Here is a 21591-nt window from a genome sequence, read left to right on the forward strand (position 1 = left end):
TCATCGCTTATTTACGCAACAGGCGCAAACCGTTGAACACCACCAACAGGCTCACGCCCATGTCGGCAAACACCGCCATCCACATGGTGGCGATCCCGGCAAAGGTTACCCCAAGAAAGATCGCCTTGATGACCAAAGCGAGGGCGATGTTCTGTTTCAGGATGCTGGAGGTCTGCCGCGACAAGCGGATGAACGCCGGAATCTTGCGCAAATCGTCGTCCATCAGCGCGACATCGGCGGTTTCGATGGCGGTATCGGTGCCGGCGGCGGCCATGGCAAAACCGATTTCGGCCCGGGCCAGTGCCGGTGCGTCGTTGATGCCATCGCCCACCATGCCCACGTGATGGCCCTGTGCATAAAGGGCCTCGATGGCTTGCAGTTTGTCGGTTGGCAGCAGGTCGCCCTTGGCCTCGTCGATGCCGACTTGCGCGGCAATCGCCTGCGCGGTGTGGACGTTGTCGCCGGTAAGCATCAGGGTCTTGATGCCCAGTTCGTGCAATTGCTGGATCGCCTCGCGGCTGGAGTCCTTGACCGTGTCCGCCACGGCGAACAACGCCAACGGGCCTGATTTGTCGAGCAACAACACCACAGATTTGCCCTGTTTTTCCAGCGCGAACAGCTTCTCTTCCAGTGCCGGCGAGCAGAGTCTTAGTTCTTCAACCAGCCGATGATTGCCCAAGTGGTAAGTCTGGCCATTAATGTCGCCACGCACCCCGCGACCGGCCAGCGCTTCGAAGTTATCCACAACGAGTGGCGCGGATTGTTTATCCACAGCAGCATTGGCGATGGCGAGCGACACCGGGTGATCCGAACGACCGGCCAGCGCCGCCGCAATCGCCGGGGCCAATTCGTCAGCCGTTGGATCAAGCGACAGGTAATCGGTCTGCACCGGTTTGCCGTGAGTGATCGTCCCGGTCTTGTCCAGGGCCAGGTAATCGAGCTTGTAACCGCCCTCCAGATAGACGCCGCCCTTCACCAGAATCCCTTTACGCGCTGCCGCCGCGAGACCGCTGACGATGGTTACCGGAATGGAAATCACCAGCGCACACGGGCAAGCGACCACCAGTAACACCAACGCACGGTAGATCCAGTCGAACCAGGCGGCGCCCATGAACAACGGCGGAATCACAGCCACGGCTAGGGCCAGGATGAACACTGCTGGCGTGTAGATTTTCGAGAAGCTGTCGACGAAACGCTGAGTTGGCGCCCGCGCGCCTTGCGCCTGTTCGACGGCATGGATGATCCGCGCCAGCGTCGAGTTGTTGGCCGCGGCGGTCACGGCAAATTCCAGAGACCCAGCCTGATTGATGGTTCCGGCGAACACTTTGTCTCCGAGCGTTTTTTCCACCGGCAGGCTTTCGCCAGTGATCGGCGCCTGATCGATGGTTGAGCTACCGGACACGACTTCACCGTCCAGACCAATCCGCTCACCGGGACGTACCCGCACCCGTGCACCGAGCTCGATGGTGTTGACGTCCTGCTCGACCCAGCGGCCATCGGCTTGCTGCACCGTGGCCTGTTCCGGGGTCATCTGCATCAAGCCGCTGATAGCATTGCGCGCACGGTCCAGGGATTTGGCCTCGATCAACTCGGCCACAGTGAACAGGAACATCACCATCGCCGCTTCCGGCCACTGCCCGATCAGGATCGCGCCGGTCACCGCGATGCTCATCAGCGCGTTGATGTTCAGGCTGAGGTTTTTAAGGGCAATCCAGCCCTTTTTGTACGTGCTCAGCCCGCCGCTGAGAATCGAAACCAGCGCAATGATCGCCACCACCCAATTGGGCGCGGCATTAGTGAAGTGGATCACTTCGGCAGCCAGCGCCCCCACGCCGGACAGCGCCAGTGGCCACCACGGTTTTTTCTCCGGCGCTGGAGCGGGCGCTTCAACGCCTTGCTCCAGCGGCTCGGCAACCATGCCCAGCGACTTGATCGCCTCGATGATCGGCGCAGTACTCGGCAGGTCATGGGTAACGCCCAGCACTCGGTTGATCAGGTTGAATTCCAGCTGCTGCACACCCGCGAGCTTGCCGAGTTTGTTCTGGATCAGCGTCTGCTCGGTCGGGCAGTCCATCGCGTCGATGCGGAAACTGCTCAGCCGTGCACCGGCCGTTGGCGTTTCACTCAACTTGATCAGCGACGGTGCCGCCACTTTGGCAGAACAGCAGGAATCACCGTGGCCGCCATGCTCATGCTTCTGCACAGGCTGCAGCTTGTGGCTGTGATCGTGCTCAGCCTTAGGGATGTGGGTGTGTTGGGAGTCGCTCATCAGGTCGCGTCCATAAAGGTGCCTGTTGCCAAGTAAAGACCCTGTAGCCACTATAGGGTCAAGCACCTATTGGGAGATTGTCGTCATGAAGATCGGAGAACTGGCCCGACTCACCGACTGCGCCGTGGAAACCATCCGTTATTACGAGCGCGAAAACCTGCTGCCAGAACCGGCCCGCAGCGACGGCAACTACCGCGTCTACACCCAGGCCCACGCCGAACGCCTGACCTTCATCCGCAACTGCCGCACCCTCGACATGACGCTGGAAGAAATCCGCAGCCTGTTGGCCTTGCGCGACAGTCCGCAGGATCAGTGCGAAAGCGTGAATGCGCTGATCGACGAACACATCCACCATGTCAAGGCGCGGATCGATGGGTTACTGGCATTGCAGACACAACTGCTCGACCTGCGCCAACGCTGTGGCGAAGGGCCGGAGATTGATCAGTGCGGGATTTTGCAGCGGCTGGAAGTGAGTGGCGGGGTTGTGGCGACGGAGGTTGAGCATTCGCATGTCGGCCGCAGTCACGGCCACTGAGCACACCCCATAACCACTGTGGGAGCGAGCCTGCTCGCGAATGCGGTCAGTCAATCAACGTTGATGTCGACTGACCCACCGCTTTCGCGAGCAGGCTCGCTCCCACATTAGGTTTGCGGTGTTTTTTTAGACCGCCATCGGCGCGGTCATTGGCGCATGGTGCTGATAACCCTCAAGCGAGAAGTCGCCCGGCTCGATCAACTCCAGCCACTCCGGCTGATACACACCCGTCTTGGCAAACTCAGGAACACGATCACTGATCACCAGTTTCGGCATCGGGAACGGCTCGCGCTTGAGCTGTTCATTGAGCATGTCCAAGTGGTTTTCGTAGACGTGCGCGTCACCGATGAAATAGGTGAACCAGCGCGGCGTATAACCGGTCAGGCGACCGATCAGGCTCAGCAGTGCGGCGCCTTCGGTGAGGTTGAACGGCGTGCCCAGGCCCAGGTCGTTGGAGCGGATGTAAAGGGTCAGGGAAATTTCCTTGGTCTCGACATTCGGGTGGAACTGGTACAGCAGGTGGCACGGTGGCAAAGCCATTTCATCGAGCTGGGCGACGTTCCAGCCGTGGAACAGGATGCGGCGGCTGCCCGGGTCCTTGATGATGGTGTCGACGCACTGACGGATCTGGTCAATCGCCTTGTACAGCACCACATAAGCCTGACCATCTTCTTCGCCTTCCGCGATCTGGCGGTAGCCCTGGCTCAGCGTCTGCTCGATGGCGGCCTGGTTGCTGACCGGGATCTGCTTGTACGCCGGCCACTTGCGCCATTGCACGCCGTAGATCTCGCCGAGGTCGTCTTCGCCCTGGCGGAACGGGTTGGCCAGCCATTGGGCATTTTCGTTGGCGTTCTGATCCCAGACCTTGCAGCCCAGCGCACGGAATTCGGCGGCGTTGTTTACCCCACGCAGAAAACCACACATCTCTCCGATGGCCGATTTAAAGGCCATCTTGCGGGTGGTGATCGCCGGGAACCCTTCCTTCAGGTCATACCGCAGCATCGCGCCGGGAAAGCTGATGGTGTTCACGCCAGTGCGGTTGGCTTGCTTGGTGCCGTTCTTGATGACGTGGGCGACCAGTTCGAGATATTGCTTCATGAGTTACCTGTGTCCTTGAACCCGGGGCCCAAGCCCCGGGATCGAATTTATACTGCCGTCGCGGGTGCCGCCGGGGCGCGGTGATACGCCAGCCAGATCAGGAACAGCCCGCCGACGATCATCGGTACGCAGAGCACTTGGCCCATGGTCAGCCAGTTCCAGGCCAGATAGCCCAGTTGCGCATCCGGTACGCGAACGAATTCGACGATGAAGCGGAAGATGCCATAGAACAGCGCAAACATCCCGGACACCGCCATGGTTGGCCGCGGCTTGCGCGAAAATAGCCAGAGAATGGCGAACAGCGCCACGCCTTCGAGCGCGAACTGATACAGCTGCGACGGATGACGCGCCAGCTGTGCCGGATCGGTCGGGAAGACCATCGCCCATGGCACGTCAGTGGCCTTGCCCCACAACTCGGCGTTGATGAAGTTACCAATGCGTCCGGCACCCAGGCCAATCGGCACCATGGGCGCGACGAAGTCCATCAGCTGGAAGAACGACTTGTTGTTCTTTTTACCAAACCACAGCGCCGCCAGCATTACGCCGATGAAGCCGCCGTGGAACGACATACCGCCCTTCCACACTTCGAAAATCAGCGCCGGGCTCGCCAGGTAGGCGTGCAGATCGTAGAACAGCACATAACCCAGACGGCCGCCGACAATGACGCCCATCGACATCCAGAAGACCATGTCGGAGAGTTTCTCTTTGGTCCAGGTCGGGTCGAACCGGTTCAACCGGCGGGACGCCAGCAGCCAGGCGCCGCCAATGCCGATCAGGTACATCAAACCGTACCAGTGGATTTTCAGCGGACCGATGGCCAGGGCCACCGGATCGATCTGCGGGTAAGGCAGCATTGCGACTCCTCGTTAGAGTTGAAACCAAAATTCCCGGGCGACGCTGCCACCTCAGGATTAAGCCAGGATTGCGCTGTGCGTCAGAACAAGAAATTCAGGCCAACGCAGAACAGCAAAGCGGCAAACAGTCTTTTCAGCAACTTCGGCGACAGCCTGTGAGCCAGTCGCGCACCGAAGCGGGCGAAGACCATGCTGGTCAGGGCAATGCCCAACAGCGCCGGCAAATAAACAAAACCGAGACTATGGGCCGGCAACAATGGATCGTGCCAGCCCAGAATCATGAAACTTAATGCACTGGCCAATGCGATGGGCAGACCGCAGGCCGATGAGGTGGCCACCGCTTGCTGCATCGGCACACTGCGCCAGGTCAGAAACGGCACGGTCAATGAGCCACCGCCAATCCCGAAAATCGCCGAGGCCCAGCCAATCACGCTGCCGGCCACGGTCAGACCGAGTTTGCCCGGTACCGTTCGGCTGGCTTTAGGTTTGACATCCAGCGCCAGTTGCGCGGCGATGACCAGGGCGAATACGCCAATGATCTTTTGCAAGTTCGGGCCGGAGATCGCTTCGGCCGTCAGCGCGCCGAAACCGGCGCCGATCAGAATACCAACGGTCATCCAGACGAAAATCGGCCAACGCACCGCACCACGACGTTGGTGTTCGCGGACAGCGTTGATCGACGTAAAGATAATCGTCGCCAGGGACGTGCCGACCGCCAAGTGGGTCAGGATCGACGTGTCAAAGCCCTGCAAAGTGAAACTGAATACCAACACGGGGACGATGATGATCCCGCCACCCACCCCGAACAGCCCGGCCAACACGCCTGCGCAGGCGCCCAGCGCCAGATAGAGCAGAAATTCCATGCCTGCATCCTACTCTTCACCCAAAACCGGAGCGGCATGGTAACGGATGCATGGCCTCGGGCTCCACTGGATGGCGATGGATACCCGCGCGATGTCTGCGTAGAGTGGGCAAAAAACACACAAGGACCACCTTATGTGCCTGATTGTCTTCGCCTGGCGGCCCGGCAACGCCCAGCCCCTGATCGTGGCCGCCAACCGCGACGAATTCTATGCCCGCCCGAGCCTGCCGCTGGCGCAATGGCCCGAAGCGCCACAGGTGTATGCCGGCCGCGACCAGGAAGCCGGCGGCACCTGGCTCGGCATCGGTGCCAACGGGCGCTTCGCCGCATTGACCAACATCCGTGACCCGCATCAACCGCCGTCGCGCAAATCGCGGGGGGAGCTGGTGGCTGGATATTTGTTGGGCGACCAACCGATTGATGACTATTTGAACGACGTTGTCGCACGTTCGCTGGAATATGCCGGGTTTAATTTGTTGATCGGCAATGCCAACGAGCTGTGGCATTTCAATGCGCGGGAGTCCGAGGCAGTGATGCTGGCACCCGGGGTTTATGGGCTGTCGAATGCAGGGCTGAATACACCGTGGCCCAAATTGCTCAAGGCGCGGGCGGCGCTGGAAGAAGTGCTGGGGGATCCACAGCCTCAGGCTTTGCTGGCGTTACTGGCGGACTCTCAGGCGGCGCCGTTTGCCGAACTGCCAGACACCGGGGTTGGGCTGGCCACCGAGACGTTGTTGTCGAGTGTGTTTATCGCCAGCCAGAGTTATGGGACACGGGCGAGTACGGCGTTGATTGTTCAGGCGGACGGGACGCGGCATATGGTCGAAAGGAGTTTCGGGCCGTATGGCGGGCATTTAGGGGAAGTGGAGATCAGGGTTTAGTTTTGTGTTGTCTGGACTGGCCCCATCGCGAGCAGGCTCGCTCCCACATTGGATTTGTGATCGACACATATCCCCTGTGGGAGCGAGCCTGCTCGCGATGAGGCCAGTGCTGGTTTAGAGGGTTTTGACCGAAGCCGGGTTGATCATCCGCGCCAACCCAAGATTCTTCAGCGCCAGTTGCAGCGAGCTGTGGATAACTTGCGGGTTGTCGATGGTCATCAGTTCCGCGAGCAAATCCTTGGCCTTGCTCAGGTTGATCTGACGCAGCATCCACTTCACTTTTGGCAGGTTGGTGGCGTTCATCGACAGGCTGTCAAAACCCATCGCCATCAACAACACCGCCGCTGCCGGGTCACCGGCCATTTCACCGCAGATGCTTACAGGCTTGCCTTCGGCATGGGCGTCACGCACCACGTTCTGCAACGCCTGAAGCACCGCCGGGTGCAGGTAGTCGTAAAGGTCGGCCACCCGTGGGTTGTTACGGTCCACGGCCAGCAGGTACTGGGTCAGGTCGTTGGAGCCGACCGACAGGAAGTCCACTTGCCGCGCCAGCTCCTTGGTCTGATACACCGCCGCCGGAATCTCGATCATCACGCCAATCGGCGGCATCGGCACGTCGGTGCCTTCGTCGCGGACTTCGCCCCAGGCCCGGTGGATCAGGTGCAGGGCTTCTTCGAGTTCGTGGGTGCCGGAGATCATCGGCAGCAGAATCCGCAGGTTGTTCAAGCCTTCGCTGGCCTTGAGCATGGCGCGGGTCTGGACCAGGAAAATTTCCGGGTGGTCGAGGGTGACGCGAATCCCGCGCCAGCCGAGGAACGGGTTGTCTTCCTTGATCGGGAAGTAAGACAACGCCTTGTCGCCGCCGATGTCCAGGCTGCGCATGGTGACCGGCTGCGGGTGGAACGCGGCGAGCTGCTCGCGGTAGATCGCCAACTGCTCCTTTTCGCTCGGAAACCTCTGGTTGATCATGAACGGCACTTCGGTGCGGTACAGACCCACCCCTTCAGCGCCGCGCTTCTGCGCCCGCGCCACGTCTGCCAGCAGGCCGGTGTTGACCCACAACGGCATGCGGTGGCCATCAAGGGTCACGCACGGCAAATCGCGCAGTGCATCCAGCCCGAGGGCCAGTTGTTTTTCTTCCTCGACCACTTCGGCGAACTGCTTGCGCAGCACTTCGCTCGGGTTGGTGTAGACCTCGCCGTGGTAGCCGTCGACGATCATCTGGATGCCGTCGACTTTCGAATACGGCAAGTCGACCAGGCCCATCACCGTCGGGATACCCATGGCGCGCGCCAGGATGGCCACATGGGAGTTGCCGGAACCGAGTACCGATACCAGGCCAACCAGCTTGCCTTCGGGAACCTCGCCGAGCATCGCCGGCGTCAGTTCTTCGCTGACCAGAATGGTGTTGTCGGGATATACCAGGGTTTGCTGACGCTCTTCCTGCAAATAGGCGAGCAAGCGGCGACCGAGGTCTTTGACGTCCGAGGCGCGCTCACGCAGGTAGGCGTCGTCCATCAATTCGAAACGGTTGACGTGATCGGTGACCACCTGACGCAATGCGCCCTGGGCCCACTGACCGGTCTTGATCACGGTGGTGACTTCGTTGCCCAGCGCGGCATCGTCGAGCATCATCAGGTAGACGTCGAACAAGGCGCGCTCTTCCGGGCGCAACTGCGTAGCGAGCTTGGTCGACAACGCGCGCATGTCGGCGCGCACGCCCTCGATGGCGGTCTTGAACAGCCCGAGCTCAGCTTCGATGTCGACGATGGTCTTGTCCGGCACCACGTCCAGATCGGCGGGAGGCAGCATGACCACTGCCGTACCGACCGCCGCACCCGGCGAACCCGGGACGCCGACGAACTTGGCTTCCTGAATGCCCTTGCCCTGACGACCCAGGCCCCGGATCGAACCGGTGGCTTCGGCGTGGGCGATTACGCCGGCGAGCTGCGCGCTCATGGTCACGAGGAAGGCTTCTTCGCCTTCATCGAACTGGCGGCGTTCTTTTTGCTGAATGACCAACACGCCGACGACGCGACGGTGGTGAATGATTGGCGCCCCGAGGAAGGAGGCGTAGCGCTCTTCACCGGTCTCGGCAAAGTAACGGTAGCGCGGGTGATCCGCGGCGTTTTCGAGGTTCAGGGGTTCTTCACGCGTGCCGACCAGGCCGACGAGACCTTCATTGGGTGCCATGCTGACTTTGCCGATCGAGCGCTTGTTCAAGCCCTCGGTGGCCATCAGCACGAAGCGGTTGGTCTCAGGGTCCAGCAGGTAGACCGAGCAGACCTGGCTGCCCATGGCCTCTTTGACGCGCAACACAATAATCCCCAACGCCGCCTTGAGATCCTTGGCGGAGTTAACTTCCTGGACGATCTTGCGCAGCGTATTGAGCATGGCTCGGGGTCGAACTCCGTCGTCAGTCGCGCGTTAAAAGGCGCGGGGCAAGCTCTTTGAGAGCGCGTCGATACACCTCGCGCTTGAATGTCACCACCTGGCCCAACGGATACCAATAGCTGACCCAGCGCCAGCCATCGAATTCCGGTTTACCGGTCAAATCCATCCGCACCCGCTGCTCGTTGGAGATCAGGCGCAGGAGAAACCATTTCTGTTTCTGGCCGATGCACAGCGGTTGGCTGTGGGTACGGACCAGACGTTGCGGCAAACGATAGCGCAACCAGCCCCGGGTGCAGGCGAGAATTTCAACATCTTCGCGCTCAAGACCCACTTCTTCATTCAACTCGCGGTACAAGGCGTCTTCCGGCGTCTCCTGGGGGTTGATCCCACCCTGAGGAAACTGCCACGCGTCTTGATTGATACGGCGAGCCCATAGCACCTGTCCGGCATCATTCGTGAGAATGATCCCGACATTGGGGCGGAAACCATCGGGGTCGATCACGGCAACAACCTCGCAAACGCATGTCGCCGCATTGTTCCACAAAGGTTGTGAAAGCAGCAACGCGCCGACCGACCTTATGTGCACTCTTGTGAAAAGTCCGTATTCTGGGCGCCTTTCTACAGACTTTTCAGCGAGTAACTGCAATGCGCCTGGCTTTATTCGACTTGGACAACACTCTTCTGGGCGGCGACAGTGACCACGCCTGGGGCGATTACCTGTGTGAGCGCGGCTTTCTCGACGCCGTTGCCTACAAGGCACGCAACGACGAGTTTTATCAGGACTACCTGGCTGGCAAGCTGGATAACGACGCTTACCTGAACTTCTGCCTGGAAGTCCTCGGCCGTACCGAGATGGCCGTGCTGGATCAATGGCACCTCGATTACATGCGTGATTGCATCGAGCCGATTGTGTTGCCGCAAGCCATCGAATTACTGGCCAAACACCGCGAAGCCGGCGACAAACTGGTGATCATCACCGCGACCAACCGCTTTGTGACCGGACCGATTGCCCAGCGCCTGGGTGTTGAGACCTTGATTGCCACCGAGTGCGAAATGGTCGATGGTCGATATACCGGGCGCAGTACCGATGTTCCGTGCTTCCGGGAAGGCAAGGTGACGCGATTGAATCGTTGGCTGGAAGAGACGGGGTACTCGCTGGAGGACAGCTATTTCTATAGCGACTCGATGAATGATCTGCCGTTGTTGGAGCAGGTTACACATGCGGTAGCGGTCGATCCTGATCAAAATCTGCGCGCTGAAGCCGAGAAACGTGGCTGGCCGGTGATTAGTCTGCGCGACTGATATCGCCTGTAGCAGCTGCCGAGGCACGAGGCTGCGTTGCGGTCAGCAGAACCGCCCATGGGGCCGCTTCGCACCCCATCGCAGCCTCGTACCTCGGCAGCTGCTACAGATTCCGCGCTAAACAGGCTTGGCACCCATCAACCCAGCAATAGCGATAAAGCAGACAAAACTGAACAACGCCAAGGCGAAGGTAAATTTACCCACGCCCGCCGGTGCCTTGCGCAGCTTATTCAGGCGCACCAACAGCCAGAACCACGCCAGCGCCGCCACCGTATAAAGCACACTCGAAGCCAGCAACCACGTCTGCCCCAAAGACCAGCCCACCAGATGCACCATCCACCAACCCGTGAACGGCAGGCTCAGCAGCGCCAGGCCCATCAACAGCCAGATAAACACTCGCGGTCGCTGCAAGGTACGGCTCGTCGCCGTCGCGTCGCCATTGCGCCGCGTGCGCCAGACCCAGATCCCCAGGCCCAGCGCGCCGATCAGCAACACCACCGTTGCAAGCATGTGCGCCGCTTTCAGGGCCGTTAACGTTTCCATTGTCCGATTTCCTTATGACCTGCCCATCAGCGTAGCCACTCAGCCAAGAAACAGCTGATAGGCCGGATTGTCGCTTTCGTCCCAGTATGGGTAACCGATTTCTTCCAGCGCTGCCGGCACCAGATGACGTTCGTCATGTGGCACTTGCAGGCCCGCGACGACTCGACCATCCGCAGCGCCATGGTTGCGGTAGTGGAACATTGAGATGTTCCAGCGCCCGCCCAACTTATTGAGGAAGTTGAACAGCGCACCCGGACGCTCCGGGAATTCGAAGCGCAGGATCACTTCATCGACCACGTGGGCCGCACGACCGCCGACCATGTGGCGGATGTGCAGTTTGGCCAGTTCGTTGTCGGTCAGGTCCAGCACCGGGAAGCCTTGTTCGGTCAGGCTCGCCAGTAGCGCACTGCGCGGATCGGTTTCGGGGTGCGTCTGCACGCCCACGAAGATGTGCGCTTCGCTGCCGGTGTTGTAGCGGTAGTTGAATTCAGTGATCTGGCGCTTGCCGATGGCCTCGCAGAACGCCTTGAAGCTGCCCGGCTTCTCGGGAATGGTCACGGCGATGATTGCCTCGCGCCCCTCACCCAGCTCGGCGCGTTCGGCGACGTGGCGCAATCGGTCGAAGTTGACATTGGCGCCGGAGTCGATGGCCACAAAGGTGTGACCGGTGACGCCGTGTTGTTCGACGTATTTCTTGATCCCGGCCACACCCAGCGCGCCGGCCGGTTCAGTGATCGAGCGGGTATCGTCGTAGATATCCTTGATTGCCGCACAGATCTCGTCAGTGCTGACAGTGATCACTTCATCCACATATTCTTTGCAGATGTCGAAAGTGTGCTGGCCGATCTGCGCCACCGCAACGCCGTCAGCGAAGAGGCCCACGGTCGGTAAAACCACGCGCTCGCCTGCCGCCATGGCGGCTTGCAGGCAGTTGGAATCGTCCGGCTCGACGCCGATGATCTTGATTTCCGGGCGCAGGTATTTCACATAGGCCGCGATGCCGGCGATCAGCCCGCCGCCGCCCACCGGAACGAAAATCGCATCCAGACGCCCCGGGTGCTGGCGCAGAATCTCCATCGCCACCGTGCCCTGCCCGGCAATGGTGTGGGGATCGTCGTAAGGGTGAATGTAGACGTAGCCTTTTTCGTCGACCAGTTTCAGCGAGTAGGCCAAAGCCTCCGGGAACGAATCCCCGTGCAGCACCACTTTGCCGCCGCGTGAGCGCACGCCTTCGACTTTGATTTCCGGGGTGGTCTTGGGCATGACGATGGTCGCTTTCACGCCCAATACTTTCGCCGCCAGGGCCAAGCCTTGCGCATGATTGCCAGCCGAAGCCGTTACAACGCCGCGAGCGCGTTCTTCATCGCTCAACTGAGTCAGCTTGTTGTAAGCGCCGCGAATCTTGAACGAGAACACGGGCTGCAAGTCTTCGCGCTTGAGCCAGATACTGTTGCCCAGCCGCTCGGAGAGCTGGCGGGCAGTCTGCAATGGGGTTTCTACGGCAACGTCATAAACGCGCGAGGTGAGGATCTTTTTGACGTACTGTTCGAGCATCGGAAAGCATCACTGAGCGGGTTGGGCAGGGCCAAGGAGTCTAACCCGGCTTTCAGCTGTACGACCACACGAATACAGCGGTTTTAGCCCCGCTTAGGGCTATAATGCCGGCCTTTCGTTCCCTCCCCGGCATCTCGGAGCCCGCATGAACCAGGATCAACTCAAACAGGCAGTGGCTCAGGCCGCCGTCGACTTCATCCTCCCGAAACTCGACGACAAGAGCATCGTCGGGGTCGGCACCGGTTCCACTGCCAACTGCTTCATTGACGCCCTGGCCAAGCACAAAGGCGCGTTCGACGGCGCGGTCGCCAGCTCCGAAGCCACTGCCGCTCGCCTCAAGGGCCACGGCATTCCGGTGTATGAGCTGAACACCGTCAGCGACCTGGAGTTCTACGTCGACGGTGCCGATGAAAGCGACGAACACCTGAACCTGATCAAGGGCGGCGGCGCAGCCCTGACCCGCGAGAAGATTGTCGCCGCCGTGGCCAAGACTTTCATCTGCATCGCCGATGCCAGCAAACTGGTGCCGGTGCTCGGCGAGTTTCCGCTGCCGGTCGAAGTGATCCCGATGGCCCGCAGCCACGTAGCCCGCGAGCTGGTGAAGCTGGGCGGCGACCCGGTTTATCGCGAAGGCGTGCTGACCGACAACGGCAACATCATCCTCGACGTGTTCAACATGCAGATCACCAACCCGGTCGAACTGGAAAGCCAGATCAACGCGATTGTTGGCGTGGTCACCAACGGTCTGTTCGCGGCACGCCCGGCGGATCTACTGTTGTTGGGCACCGGCGAAGGCGTAAAAACCCTGCGCGCCAAATAAACCATATACAACACAAAACCTGTGGGAGCGAGCCTGCTCGCGATGGGGTCGTGTCAGTCGACAGAGATGTTGAATGGCAGACCGCTATCGCGAGCAGGCTCGCTCCCACAGTGGTTTTGCGGTGAACCCACTATCTGCGTATGGCACCGATCATGGGTCAAGGTTGTGTGGGTTTTTTGAAGACGTAGAACAGGTTCGGCTCGCTGACGAGGTACATCGTGCCATCGTCATCCATGGCGATGCCTTCCGCCTGCGGCACGGTCTTTTGCAGGCCCTGGCGCCCTTTTCTTAGTGACATTGTGCTCAACGGGCGCCCATCCACATCCAGCTCCAGAATCAACCGCGACTCGTCAGACAGCGCCAGCAAATGGCCGCTGCGCTCGTCGTATTGCAGACTCGACAGGTCTCGCACGAACATCCCGGCGTCGCGCCTGGGGTTGTTCACCACGTGTACGGTGTAGGACTTCTCCGGGTTGTAATGGGGGAAGCCCTTCACTTCGTAGATCAGCATCGGATCGCGCTCCTTGGCAACGAACAAGCGCTTGCCCACCGAATCGTAAGCCAACCCTTCAAATCCTTTGTTACGGGCCACGTGTACGCCAAGGGTCATCTGCTCGGCGTCCGCCCCATCGAGGAAGGTGGTGTCCTGCTCCAGATGAATCTTGATCAGTCGCTGCTCGCTCTCATCCGTGATGACGTAGGTGTCGGGACTGATAAATTCCACCGCCTCCGGGTCGCCGAAGCCAATCAACGCCACACGCCGCAAGATCTTGCCCTCCAGGGACAGCTCGATCAGCTCGGAGTTTTTGTTGGTGACGGTGAACAGGCTTTTGCGCACCGGATCGAACGTCAGCGCCGAGACGTTATCGTCCAGCCCGTCGATCACCCGTGCTTCGATGTCCACCCGATATTGATCCAGGCCGATGGATACACTGCTCTGCGGTTGCCAAAGGGTATAGAGATTGAACCAGGCCCGTTCGAACAGGCGCATGTATTGGGCGACGGCTACCAGCACGATCAGCGCAATCACCGACAGAATCAAAACGAGGGGTTTGGGACGGGCAAGTCGGCGCATTCAGGCAAGCTCGAAAACAAAAACAGGCGGATGAAATATCACGCCTGTATGAATTCAAGCTTAATGGCCAGTGGCTTTCGACGACAACTGCGCGATTGTTGCGGCCTAATTCTGCTTTTCGAAGCGATAGAACAGATTCGGCTCACTGACCATGTACAAGTTGCCCGCTTCGTCCATGGTCACGCCTTCGGCCCGTGGAATGGTTTTCTTCAGGCCATTAAAGCCGCTGAGCAAGGTCATGAAGCTGACCTGCTCGCCCTTCTCGTTCAGCTCCAACAACAAGTGGGAGTCGGCAGACAGCGCCAGGGTGTGGCCGGTACGCGGATCGATGGCCAGGGCCGACAGATTACGCATGTCCAGTTTGTCACTGAGCAGTTTCTGCTTGTCGCCCTTTAACATCGGGCTACCGTCGCTTTTCCAGCTGAACAACGCTGGCGGGCGCTCCTCGCCGAGCAGGATCTGCTGATTGCGCGGGTCATAGACAATCGCTTCGAAGGCCTTGTTCTGGTCCTTCGAAGGGCCGAGGTCGTATTTCGGAAAGTCGGCGATGTTCAGCTCGCGAGTGTCGGCATCGACCTTGACGATGGACAGGATGTGCTCACGCTCATCAACAATGGCCAGCAGGCCATTGCCCAGCACGGTCACGCCTTCGGGGTTGCTCCAGCCCACCAGTGGCATCTTGCGCAACACCTCGCCCTGCAACGACAACTCGACCAGGAACGGATTTTTACCCATCACCGAAAACAGGGTTTTGGTTTGCGGATCGTAAGACAGGTCCGAGGCTTCGTCCTTTTCCATGCCCGGCAGCAGCTTGGCATCGATCACTGCCCGGTAATCCGGCAACCAGACGCTGGCCTGACGCTCGGCCTGGCTTTCGAAACGCTCATGTAACCAGAGCAGGCCGCGGTCATCCCAATGCATCGCAAAGGCAACGCCGTAGGCAATGGCAGCAACCAGTAACAGCCAGGAATACCAACGCAAGGCGAAGCGCGAACGGCGGGCAGTTTTGAAAGCAGGCAGCGGTGGGGTGGCCATTAAGGGATGCGTTCCAGAAATTCAGGCTAGGGGTAATAGCATAATTGGGACCGGCTCAGACGCCGCAAGCGCCGGAATTATCCAGAGAAAATGTGAAAAAAACGGGAAATGGCGGGACTACCTGAACCATGATCGTTCCCACGCTCTGCGTGGGAATGCATCCCGTGACGCTCCGCGTCACATCCAAAAATGGACGCAGAGCGTCCATGGCGGCATTCCCACGCAGAGCGTGGGAACGATCACCTGGGTAAATCAGCGCACGCTGCTGGTGAAGCGGCTTGCGCCTGGCAGTTCGATCACCAGCTCATCACCGACATTCAACGGACCAACACCCACCGGCGTGCCGGTCAGGATTACGTCGCCGGCCTGCAGCGAGAAGCAACCGGCCATGTGCTGGATCATCGGCACGATCGGGTTGAGCATCGCGCTGCTGTTGCCATCCTGACGCACTTCACCGTTGATGGTCAGGCGGATGCCGATGTCGGTCAGGTCAGCAAAGGTGCTGCCGGACACGAACGGGGCGATCACCGCCGCGCCGTCGAAAGACTTGGCGATTTCCCATGGCAAGCCTTTGGATTTCAGCTCGGCCTGCTTGTCACGCAGCGTCAGGTCCAGCGCCGGGGCGAAACCGGAGATCGCATCCAGCACTTCTTCGCGGCTTGGCTTGGTCGACAACGGCTTGCCGATCAACACCGCGATTTCCGCTTCGTAATGCACCGAGCCGCGCTCGGTTGGAATGGCAAAACCACCTTCCAGCGGCACCACGCAACTGCCCGGCTTGATAAACAGCAGCGGTTCGGTAGGCACCGGGTTGTCCAGTTCCTTGGCGTGTTCGGCGTAGTTGCGGCCGATGCACACCACTTTCCCCAACGGGAAATGAATACGCGTACCGTCGACATACTGGTGCTGATAGCTCATTACCGACTCCTGGTTCGTGCTCTTAACATTCGAAAATCAAACAGCAAAGATCTTGCCCGGATTCATGATGCCGTTCGGGTCGAACACCGCTTTGACTGCTTTCATGTACTCGATCTCAACCGGGGAACGGCTGTAGGTCAAATAATCACGCTTGGTCATGCCCACGCCGTGTTCGGCGGAAATCGAACCGTTGTACTTCTCGACGGTTTCGAACACCCACTTGTTGACGGTCGCGCACTTGGCGAAGAACTCGTCCTTGCTCAGGTTATCCGGCTTGAGGATGTTCAAGTGCAGGTTGCCGTCACCAATGTGGCCGAACCAGACGATTTCGAAGTCCGGGTAATGTTCGCCGACGATCGCGTCGATTTCCTTGAGAAATGCCGGGACTTTCGACACGGTGACCGAAATGTCGTTTTTGTACGGCGTCCAGTGGGAAATGGTTTCGGAGATGTACTCGCGCAGCTTCCAGAGGTTCTGCAACTGGGTTTCGCTCTGGCTCATCACGCCGTCCAGTACCCAGCCCTGCTCGACGCAGTGCTCGAAGGTTTCCAGGGCGTGGTTGGCCACTTCTTCGGTGGTCGCTTCGAATTCCAGAAGCGCGTAGAACGGGCAATCGGTTTCGAAGGGGGCCGGGACATCTCCGCGCGCCATGACTTTGGCCAAGGCTTTATCGGAGAAGAATTCGAAGGCAGTCAGGTCGAGCTTGCTCTGGAACGCGTGCAATACCGGCATGATCGAGTCGAAATCGGTGGTACCGAGGACCATGGCGGTGAGGTTTTTCGGCGCACGGTCCAGACGCATGGTCGCTTCAACCACGAAACCGAGGGTGCCTTCAGCGCCGATGAACAGCTGGCGCATGTCGTAGCCGGTGGCGTTCTTGATCAGGTCGCGGTTCAGTTCCAGCAAGTCGCCCTTGCCGGTCACGACTTTCATGCCAGCGACCCAGTTACGGGTCATACCGTAGCGAATGACCTTGATCCCGCCGGCATTGGTGCCGATATTGCCGCCAATCTGGCTGGAACCTGCCGAAGCGAAGTCCACCGGGTAGTACAGGCCTTTTTCTTCGGCGACGTTTTGCAAATGCTCGGTGACCACGCCCGGCTGACAAACGGCGGTGCGGTCAGTGAGGTTCACGTCGAGAATCTGGTTCATGTAGTCAAACGACACGACCACTTCGCCATTGGCGGCCACCGCAGCGGCGGAAAGCCCGGTACGACCGCCGGATGGCACCAGCGCCACCTTGTGTTCATTGGCCCAACGGACAATAGCCTGGACCTGCTCGGTGGTCTTCGGGAACACGATGGCGGTCGGGGCCGGGGCGAAATGCTTGGTCCAATCCTTACCGTAAGCATTCAGGGAGTCGGCATCGGTCAGCACCTTGCCAGGCTCAACCAGGGTCTTCAGCTCTTCAATCAAGGCGGGATTGGTCATCGACAGAACTCTCGAACAATTCATGGTCATCCTGAGAACGCTTCACGTCGCAGGAATGAGTGTTTAGCGGGGTGCATATGCTAGCATAACGACCCCGCAGCATAGTGCCCAACGGCCAATCTGCGGTGACGGCCTTTTTGCCGTCCGGGTCAGCGTCTGCTGGCTATTTCCTGCCATTTTTCTCCGGGATACAGGTTTACGCAGATGAGCAAGACTTCTCTCGATAAGAGCAAGATCAAGTTCCTTCTTCTCGAAGGCGTCCACCAATCGGCTGTCGACGTTCTCAAGTCGGCGGGCTACACCAGCATCGAGTACCTCACCGGTTCTCTGCCGGAAGCCCAGCTGAAGGAAAAGATCGCTGATGCGCACTTCATCGGCATTCGCTCCCGCACTCAACTGACCGAAGAGATTTTCGATCATGCGAAGAAGCTGGTCGCTGTCGGCTGTTTCTGCATCGGCACCAACCAGGTTGACCTGAACGCTGCTCGCGAACGCGGCATCGCGGTGTTCAACGCCCCGTACTCCAACACCCGCTCCGTTGCCGAGCTGGTACTGGCCGAAGCGATCCTGTTGCTGCGCGGCATCCCTGAGAAGAACGCTTCCTGCCACCGTGGCGGCTGGATCAAGAGCGCGGCCAACTCCTTCGAGATCCGTGGCAAGAAGCTGGGCATCGTCGGTTACGGCTCGATCGGTACTCAACTGTCGGTCCTGGCTGAAGGCCTGGGCATGCAGGTGTACTTCTACGACACCGTGACCAAGCTGCCACTGGGTAACGCCACCCAGGTCGGCAACCTGCACGAGCTGCTGGGCATGTCCGACATCGTCACCCTGCACGTTCCGGAAACCGCTGCGACCCAGTGGATGATCGGCGAGAAGGAAATCCGCGCCATCAAGAAGGGCGGCATCCTGATCAACGCCGCTCGCGGCACCGTGGTCGAACTGCAATCCCTGGCGGATGCGATCAAGGACAAGCACCTGATCGGCGCGGCCATCGACGTATTCCCGGTGGAGCCTCGCTCCAACGAAGAAGAGTTCGAAAGCCCGCTGCGTGGCCTGGACAATGTGATCCTGACCCCGCACATCGGTGGTTCCACCGCTGAAGCGCAAGCCAACATCGGTCTGGAAGTGGCAGAAAAACTGGTCAAGTACAGCGACAACGGTACCTCCGTATCGTCGGTGAACTTCCCGGAAGTGGCCCTGCCGGCTCACCCTGGCAAGCACCGCCTGCTGCACATCCACGAGAACATTCCGGGTGTGATGAGCGAGATCAACAAGGTCTTCGCCGAAAACGGTATCAACATCTCCGGTCAGTTCCTGCAGACCAACGAGAAAGTCGGCTACGTCGTTATCGACGTCGACGCCGACTACTCGGAAATCGCCCAAGAGAAACTGCAGCACATCAACGGCACCATTCGTTGCCGAGTGTTGTTCTAAAAGCAGCTATAAGCGGCAAGCTTCAAGCGGCAAGTGAGTTCGCTTTTGCTTTAACTTGAGGCTTATAGCTTGAAGCTTGTAGCTGTAAAAAAGGGAGCCCCGAGGGGCTCCCTTTTTTATTTAACATTGACGGTGATCTTCTCCGACACGATCGGTGGATCAAACGGCATGTGGTTGCTGTCGCCCAGCTCCAGCTGCAAGGTGTGTTTGCCAGGGGTCAGTTTTACCTCAGCCTGGGTCTGCGCTTTGCCAAAGTGCAGGTGGTTGGCATCGCTGGGGATCGGCGAACCGGCGGCCGGCAGTTCATCGACGTCGATCAGCAAGTGGTGATGGCCGGTGTTCTTGGTGGGGTCGCCCGCGGGCGCCAGCGCAATGTTCTCGACGGCGAACTTGACGACGACGGTTTGCGGAACCGTAGCATCGTCCTTGGGAGAAACGATGGATACTTCAGCACCGGCTGGGGCCGGCGTAGCAGCACTGGCCAGTACCGAAACACCCATTAGCAGGCCAGCCAAAGCAGCACGAGACATAAACGTTTTCATTCTCTTCTCCAGTTTTTCCGTAAAATCCGCGTGACCATGACAACTTCATGGTCAATCGTTGTCGAAGGCTCTCGACAACCATAGCAAAGCGATCCTGAATCAGAGCATCGCGATAATGAATTCAAAGGAGTGACCATGCGTTTTCTGCCTGGGCTGATCTGCTTGCTACCCCTTCTGAGCCCTTTGGCTCATGCCGAACTGATTGATGACATAAACGACCGCGGCGAACTGCGTATTGCGCTGGAGGCCAATACACCGCCCTTCAATTTCAAGGATGAAGGCAAACTCACCGGGTTCGAAGTCGAGCTGGGTCAACTGCTGGCCAGCGAACTCGATGTCCGGGCCGACTTCGTCGTCACCGATTCGGGCGATCTATTGACTGGCGTAGAAAGCGGCAAGTACGACGTCGCCATCAATCACATAGCAATGACCCCGGATCTGAAAGATCGTTTCGATTTCAGCGAGCCTTACATTCAAACCAATACGCAATTGCTCGCGCAGAAAGATGAACCGCGCTCAATGCTTCTGGTGCAGTCTTTGACAGCCGAGAAGCCAAACGCCGCCTCACCCGTGAGCCTGGCGATTCCGTTTCAGAAAGGTAACCCGGCGTTTCATGCCAGCCTGGAAAACGCGCTGCAGCGGATCAAGGACGATGGCCGGATGGCAGCGCTGGAGAAGAAGTGGTTTGCGGCGGATGCGAGCGTGGCGCCGAAGCCATAATTTCAGGCTGAATGAACAACCCTGTGGGAGCGAGCCTGCTCGCGATAGCGGTAGGCCAGTCAACAAAGAGGTTGAATGTTAGTCCGCTATCGCGAGCAGGCTCGCTCCCACAGGGGTTCAGTGTCAGTCGAAAGAACCCAGTGCTGCCGCCGCTTCGGCCAACTCCTGTTCGCTGAACACCTGCACGCCATGGCGCTTGAGCAACGCCGCCGTCACACCTTCGCCACTGACCTTCACGCCACTGAAGCTTCCGTCATACGTCAGCAAATTCCCGCAGGACGGGCTGTTGGCCTTGAGCACGGCGATGCGAATGCCGTGCTCTTGCACCAACTCCAGTGCCTGACCAGCCCCCGACAGAAACTCGGCACTGACATCCTCGCCTTCGGTGGTGATCACACGGGCGTGACCATCCAGCACTTCACCACCCTGCCCGCCGGGAATTTCCGCCGCGGCCCTGGGCGTCGGCAAGCCGCCGGCCACCTCAGGGCACAACGGCACGACCCGGCCTTCATCCAGCCACTGCTGAAGCTGATCGAAAGGCCCGCTGGCCCCGCCGTCGTAACGGACGCGGTGGCCCAGCAAGCATCGGCTTACCAGAATCTTTTGCATGATCAGAACGGCTCGTTACCCCGACGCCGGAACCAGCCGGTCAAGGACAGGCGATCCCGGGTGGCGGGCAGGACTTCGTGGGGCACTTCGCCCGACAGAAACACCACCAGGCATCCGCCGGTGGGCACGACATCGTATTGAACGCCTTCATCCAGATACATGCGCAACTGACCGCCGTGCTCGGGCAGCCAGGCGTCATTGAGGTACACCACCGCCGACACCATGCGCCGGTCGTCATCGCGGAAACGGTCGACGTGCTTGAGGTAGAACGCGCCAGGCGGGTACAGCGCGAAATGGCTTTCGAAATCTTCCAGGCCCAGAAACAAACTGCGGTTCATCGCTTCGCGCAGGCTGTCCATCAATGCCAGGTAGCTGTCGCATGCTTCGGCCTGACCGGGATCAATCCACTGGATATGGTCGCCACGAATCCCCTCGCGAACCTCCGACGAAGGGCCTCGACCCACGGCGGCTGGGGCCAGTTCACCCTCGGCTGCACGTTTACGGCACTCAGCCGCCAGCGCTCGGGTCAGATCCTGAGGAAGGAAAATATTCTGATGCGACCAGCCGCGTGCAACCAGGTCGTCAACGATACGTAACAGCAGCGGGTGATCCGAGGGTATTTGCATGCCGCGCATAGTATTCCTGTGCCTGAAAATCCGACAGAGCCACGCAGCGGGTTGATACGAATTCTCGACAAGTGCGGATGCCGCACGGA

At 59.5% G+C, this 21591-nt stretch carries 21 protein-coding genes; 6 read left to right on the forward strand and 15 right to left on the reverse strand.

The genetic code is table 11. The features are described from left to right. Positions 1–7 precede the first annotated feature (7 nt). Positions 8–2269, reverse strand: coding sequence for a heavy metal translocating P-type ATPase (locus PMI22_RS16230; protein ID WP_007945554.1), 2262 nt, complete (start codon positions 2267–2269; stop codon positions 8–10). An 85-nt stretch (positions 2270–2354) separates the two neighbouring features. Between PMI22_RS16230 and cadR the strand changes: the two genes are divergently transcribed. Then, positions 2355–2804: a Cd(II)/Pb(II)-responsive transcriptional regulator gene (gene cadR / locus PMI22_RS16225; RefSeq protein ID WP_007945555.1), complete on the forward strand. Its 450-nt coding sequence runs from the start codon at positions 2355–2357 to the stop codon at positions 2802–2804. 126 nt (positions 2805–2930) lie between these two features. Here the strand turns inward: cadR and PMI22_RS16220 are convergent, their stop codons facing one another. From PMI22_RS16220 to PMI22_RS16210, 3 genes are all read right to left on the reverse strand, one after another. Further along, entirely contained in the window at positions 2931–3902 is a 972-nt protein-coding gene (locus PMI22_RS16220) for a thymidylate synthase (protein WP_007945556.1), read from the reverse strand. A gap of 47 nt (positions 3903–3949) precedes the next feature. Next, positions 3950–4756 (reverse strand): prolipoprotein diacylglyceryl transferase, encoded by an 807-nt coding sequence (gene lgt, locus PMI22_RS16215; RefSeq protein WP_007945558.1) that lies wholly within the window; start codon positions 4754–4756, stop codon positions 3950–3952. An 80-nt stretch (positions 4757–4836) separates the two neighbouring features. After that, a complete protein-coding gene (locus PMI22_RS16210; RefSeq protein WP_007945559.1) occupies positions 4837–5619 on the reverse strand; it encodes a sulfite exporter TauE/SafE family protein in 783 nt (260 codons plus the stop codon). A 133-nt stretch (positions 5620–5752) separates the two neighbouring features. Here PMI22_RS16210 and PMI22_RS16205 point away from each other — a divergent pair, with 133 nt between their 5' ends. Next, positions 5753–6499, forward strand: a complete 747-nt coding sequence (locus PMI22_RS16205; RefSeq protein ID WP_007945560.1) for an NRDE family protein — start codon at positions 5753–5755, stop codon at positions 6497–6499. A gap of 114 nt (positions 6500–6613) precedes the next feature. Here the strand turns inward: PMI22_RS16205 and ptsP are convergent, their stop codons facing one another. Together ptsP and PMI22_RS16195 are read right to left on the reverse strand one after the other, a co-directional pair. After that, entirely contained in the window at positions 6614–8893 is a 2280-nt protein-coding gene (ptsP, locus tag PMI22_RS16200; protein ID WP_007945561.1) for a phosphoenolpyruvate--protein phosphotransferase, read from the reverse strand. Between the two features lie 22 nt (positions 8894–8915). Beyond that, positions 8916–9395: an RNA pyrophosphohydrolase gene (locus PMI22_RS16195; RefSeq protein WP_007945562.1), complete on the reverse strand. Its 480-nt coding sequence runs from the start codon at positions 9393–9395 to the stop codon at positions 8916–8918. A gap of 143 nt (positions 9396–9538) precedes the next feature. Between PMI22_RS16195 and PMI22_RS16190 the strand changes: the two genes are divergently transcribed. After that, the gene (locus PMI22_RS16190; protein ID WP_007945563.1) at positions 9539–10195 is read left to right on the forward strand and encodes an HAD family hydrolase; all 657 of its coding nucleotides are present in this window, start codon (positions 9539–9541) and stop codon (positions 10193–10195) included. Between the two features lie 117 nt (positions 10196–10312). Here PMI22_RS16190 and PMI22_RS16185 read toward each other — a convergent pair whose 3' ends face one another. Beyond that, positions 10313–10738 carry a DUF2269 family protein gene (locus tag PMI22_RS16185; RefSeq protein ID WP_007945564.1) on the reverse strand — a complete coding sequence of 142 codons (426 nt, stop codon included), beginning with the start codon at positions 10736–10738 and terminating at the stop codon, positions 10313–10315. A 39-nt stretch (positions 10739–10777) separates the two neighbouring features. After that, a complete protein-coding gene (gene ilvA / locus PMI22_RS16180) occupies positions 10778–12292 on the reverse strand; it encodes a threonine ammonia-lyase, biosynthetic (protein ID WP_007945566.1) in 1515 nt (504 codons plus the stop codon). A gap of 145 nt (positions 12293–12437) precedes the next feature. Here ilvA and rpiA point away from each other — a divergent pair, with 145 nt between their 5' ends. Further along, positions 12438–13112: a ribose-5-phosphate isomerase RpiA gene (gene rpiA / locus PMI22_RS16175; RefSeq protein ID WP_007945567.1), complete on the forward strand. Its 675-nt coding sequence runs from the start codon at positions 12438–12440 to the stop codon at positions 13110–13112. A 157-nt stretch (positions 13113–13269) separates the two neighbouring features. On the opposite strand, the gene PMI22_RS16170 is transcribed toward rpiA, so the two are convergent. The 4 genes from PMI22_RS16170 to PMI22_RS16155 form a co-directional block, all read right to left on the reverse strand. Further along, on the reverse strand, positions 13270–14187 hold the full coding sequence (locus PMI22_RS16170; protein ID WP_007945569.1) for an SdiA-regulated domain-containing protein: 918 nt from the start codon (positions 14185–14187) through the stop codon (positions 13270–13272). 105 nt (positions 14188–14292) lie between these two features. Continuing rightward, complete coding sequence (locus PMI22_RS16165; protein WP_007945570.1) at positions 14293–15222, reverse strand: SdiA-regulated domain-containing protein; 930 nt, start codon at positions 15220–15222, stop codon at positions 14293–14295. A gap of 252 nt (positions 15223–15474) precedes the next feature. Continuing rightward, positions 15475–16140, reverse strand: a complete 666-nt coding sequence (locus PMI22_RS16160) for a fumarylacetoacetate hydrolase family protein (protein WP_007945571.1) — start codon at positions 16138–16140, stop codon at positions 15475–15477. 36 nt (positions 16141–16176) lie between these two features. Then, positions 16177–17571 (reverse strand): FAD-binding oxidoreductase, encoded by a 1395-nt coding sequence (locus PMI22_RS16155; protein WP_033049202.1) that lies wholly within the window; start codon positions 17569–17571, stop codon positions 16177–16179. A 204-nt stretch (positions 17572–17775) separates the two neighbouring features. On the opposite strand from PMI22_RS16155, the gene serA reads away from it, so the two are divergent. Next, entirely contained in the window at positions 17776–19005 is a 1230-nt protein-coding gene (gene serA, locus PMI22_RS16150) for a phosphoglycerate dehydrogenase (RefSeq protein WP_007945573.1), read from the forward strand. 116 nt (positions 19006–19121) lie between these two features. Here the strand turns inward: serA and PMI22_RS16145 are convergent, their stop codons facing one another. Then, positions 19122–19547 carry a DUF4399 domain-containing protein gene (locus PMI22_RS16145; protein WP_007945575.1) on the reverse strand — a complete coding sequence of 142 codons (426 nt, stop codon included), beginning with the start codon at positions 19545–19547 and terminating at the stop codon, positions 19122–19124. A gap of 135 nt (positions 19548–19682) precedes the next feature. Here PMI22_RS16145 and PMI22_RS16140 point away from each other — a divergent pair, with 135 nt between their 5' ends. Continuing rightward, positions 19683–20267, forward strand: coding sequence for a transporter substrate-binding domain-containing protein (locus tag PMI22_RS16140; RefSeq protein ID WP_007945576.1), 585 nt, complete (start codon positions 19683–19685; stop codon positions 20265–20267). A 123-nt stretch (positions 20268–20390) separates the two neighbouring features. Here PMI22_RS16140 and PMI22_RS16135 read toward each other — a convergent pair whose 3' ends face one another. Together PMI22_RS16135 and PMI22_RS16130 are read right to left on the reverse strand one after the other, a co-directional pair. Further along, positions 20391–20876 (reverse strand): DUF523 domain-containing protein, encoded by a 486-nt coding sequence (locus PMI22_RS16135; protein WP_007945577.1) that lies wholly within the window; start codon positions 20874–20876, stop codon positions 20391–20393. 2 nt (positions 20877–20878) lie between these two features. Next, on the reverse strand, positions 20879–21511 hold the full coding sequence (locus tag PMI22_RS16130) for a 2OG-Fe(II) oxygenase (RefSeq protein WP_007945578.1): 633 nt from the start codon (positions 21509–21511) through the stop codon (positions 20879–20881). Positions 21512–21591: the final 80 nt, after the last annotated feature.

Origin of the sequence: Pseudomonas sp. GM21 (assembly GCF_000282215.1) — a bacterium.
In the GTDB taxonomy this organism is placed as follows: domain Bacteria; phylum Pseudomonadota; class Gammaproteobacteria; order Pseudomonadales; family Pseudomonadaceae; genus Aquipseudomonas.

Excerpts from the sequence above, each read along its gene's own strand:
- PMI22_RS16155 (WP_033049202.1), bottom strand. The coding sequence starts at position 17,571 with ATGACCAATCCCGCCTTGATTGAAGAGCTGAAGACCCTGGTTGAGCCT.
- ptsP (WP_007945561.1), bottom strand. The coding sequence starts at position 8,893 with ATGCTCAATACGCTGCGCAAGATCGTCCAGGAAGTTAACTCCGCCAAG.
- PMI22_RS16145 (WP_007945575.1), bottom strand. The coding sequence starts at position 19,547 with ATGAAAACGTTTATGTCTCGTGCTGCTTTGGCTGGCCTGCTAATGGGT.
- serA (WP_007945573.1), top strand. The coding sequence starts at position 17,776 with ATGAGCAAGACTTCTCTCGATAAGAGCAAGATCAAGTTCCTTCTTCTC.
- PMI22_RS16230 (WP_007945554.1), bottom strand. The coding sequence starts at position 2,269 with ATGAGCGACTCCCAACACACCCACATCCCTAAGGCTGAGCACGATCAC.
- PMI22_RS16185 (WP_007945564.1), bottom strand. The coding sequence starts at position 10,738 with ATGGAAACGTTAACGGCCCTGAAAGCGGCGCACATGCTTGCAACGGTG.
- cadR (WP_007945555.1), top strand. The coding sequence starts at position 2,355 with ATGAAGATCGGAGAACTGGCCCGACTCACCGACTGCGCCGTGGAAACC.
- PMI22_RS16135 (WP_007945577.1), bottom strand. The coding sequence starts at position 20,876 with ATGCAAAAGATTCTGGTAAGCCGATGCTTGCTGGGCCACCGCGTCCGT.
- rpiA (WP_007945567.1), top strand. The coding sequence starts at position 12,438 with ATGAACCAGGATCAACTCAAACAGGCAGTGGCTCAGGCCGCCGTCGAC.
- PMI22_RS16210 (WP_007945559.1), bottom strand. The coding sequence starts at position 5,619 with ATGGAATTTCTGCTCTATCTGGCGCTGGGCGCCTGCGCAGGCGTGTTG.
- ilvA (WP_007945566.1), bottom strand. The coding sequence starts at position 12,292 with ATGCTCGAACAGTACGTCAAAAAGATCCTCACCTCGCGCGTTTATGAC.
- PMI22_RS16160 (WP_007945571.1), bottom strand. The coding sequence starts at position 16,140 with ATGAGCTATCAGCACCAGTATGTCGACGGTACGCGTATTCATTTCCCG.
- PMI22_RS16170 (WP_007945569.1), bottom strand. The coding sequence starts at position 14,187 with ATGCGCCGACTTGCCCGTCCCAAACCCCTCGTTTTGATTCTGTCGGTG.
- PMI22_RS16205 (WP_007945560.1), top strand. The coding sequence starts at position 5,753 with ATGTGCCTGATTGTCTTCGCCTGGCGGCCCGGCAACGCCCAGCCCCTG.
- PMI22_RS16130 (WP_007945578.1), bottom strand. The coding sequence starts at position 21,511 with ATGCGCGGCATGCAAATACCCTCGGATCACCCGCTGCTGTTACGTATC.
- PMI22_RS16140 (WP_007945576.1), top strand. The coding sequence starts at position 19,683 with ATGCGTTTTCTGCCTGGGCTGATCTGCTTGCTACCCCTTCTGAGCCCT.
- lgt (WP_007945558.1), bottom strand. The coding sequence starts at position 4,756 with ATGCTGCCTTACCCGCAGATCGATCCGGTGGCCCTGGCCATCGGTCCG.
- PMI22_RS16220 (WP_007945556.1), bottom strand. The coding sequence starts at position 3,902 with ATGAAGCAATATCTCGAACTGGTCGCCCACGTCATCAAGAACGGCACC.
- PMI22_RS16190 (WP_007945563.1), top strand. The coding sequence starts at position 9,539 with ATGCGCCTGGCTTTATTCGACTTGGACAACACTCTTCTGGGCGGCGAC.
- PMI22_RS16165 (WP_007945570.1), bottom strand. The coding sequence starts at position 15,222 with ATGGCCACCCCACCGCTGCCTGCTTTCAAAACTGCCCGCCGTTCGCGC.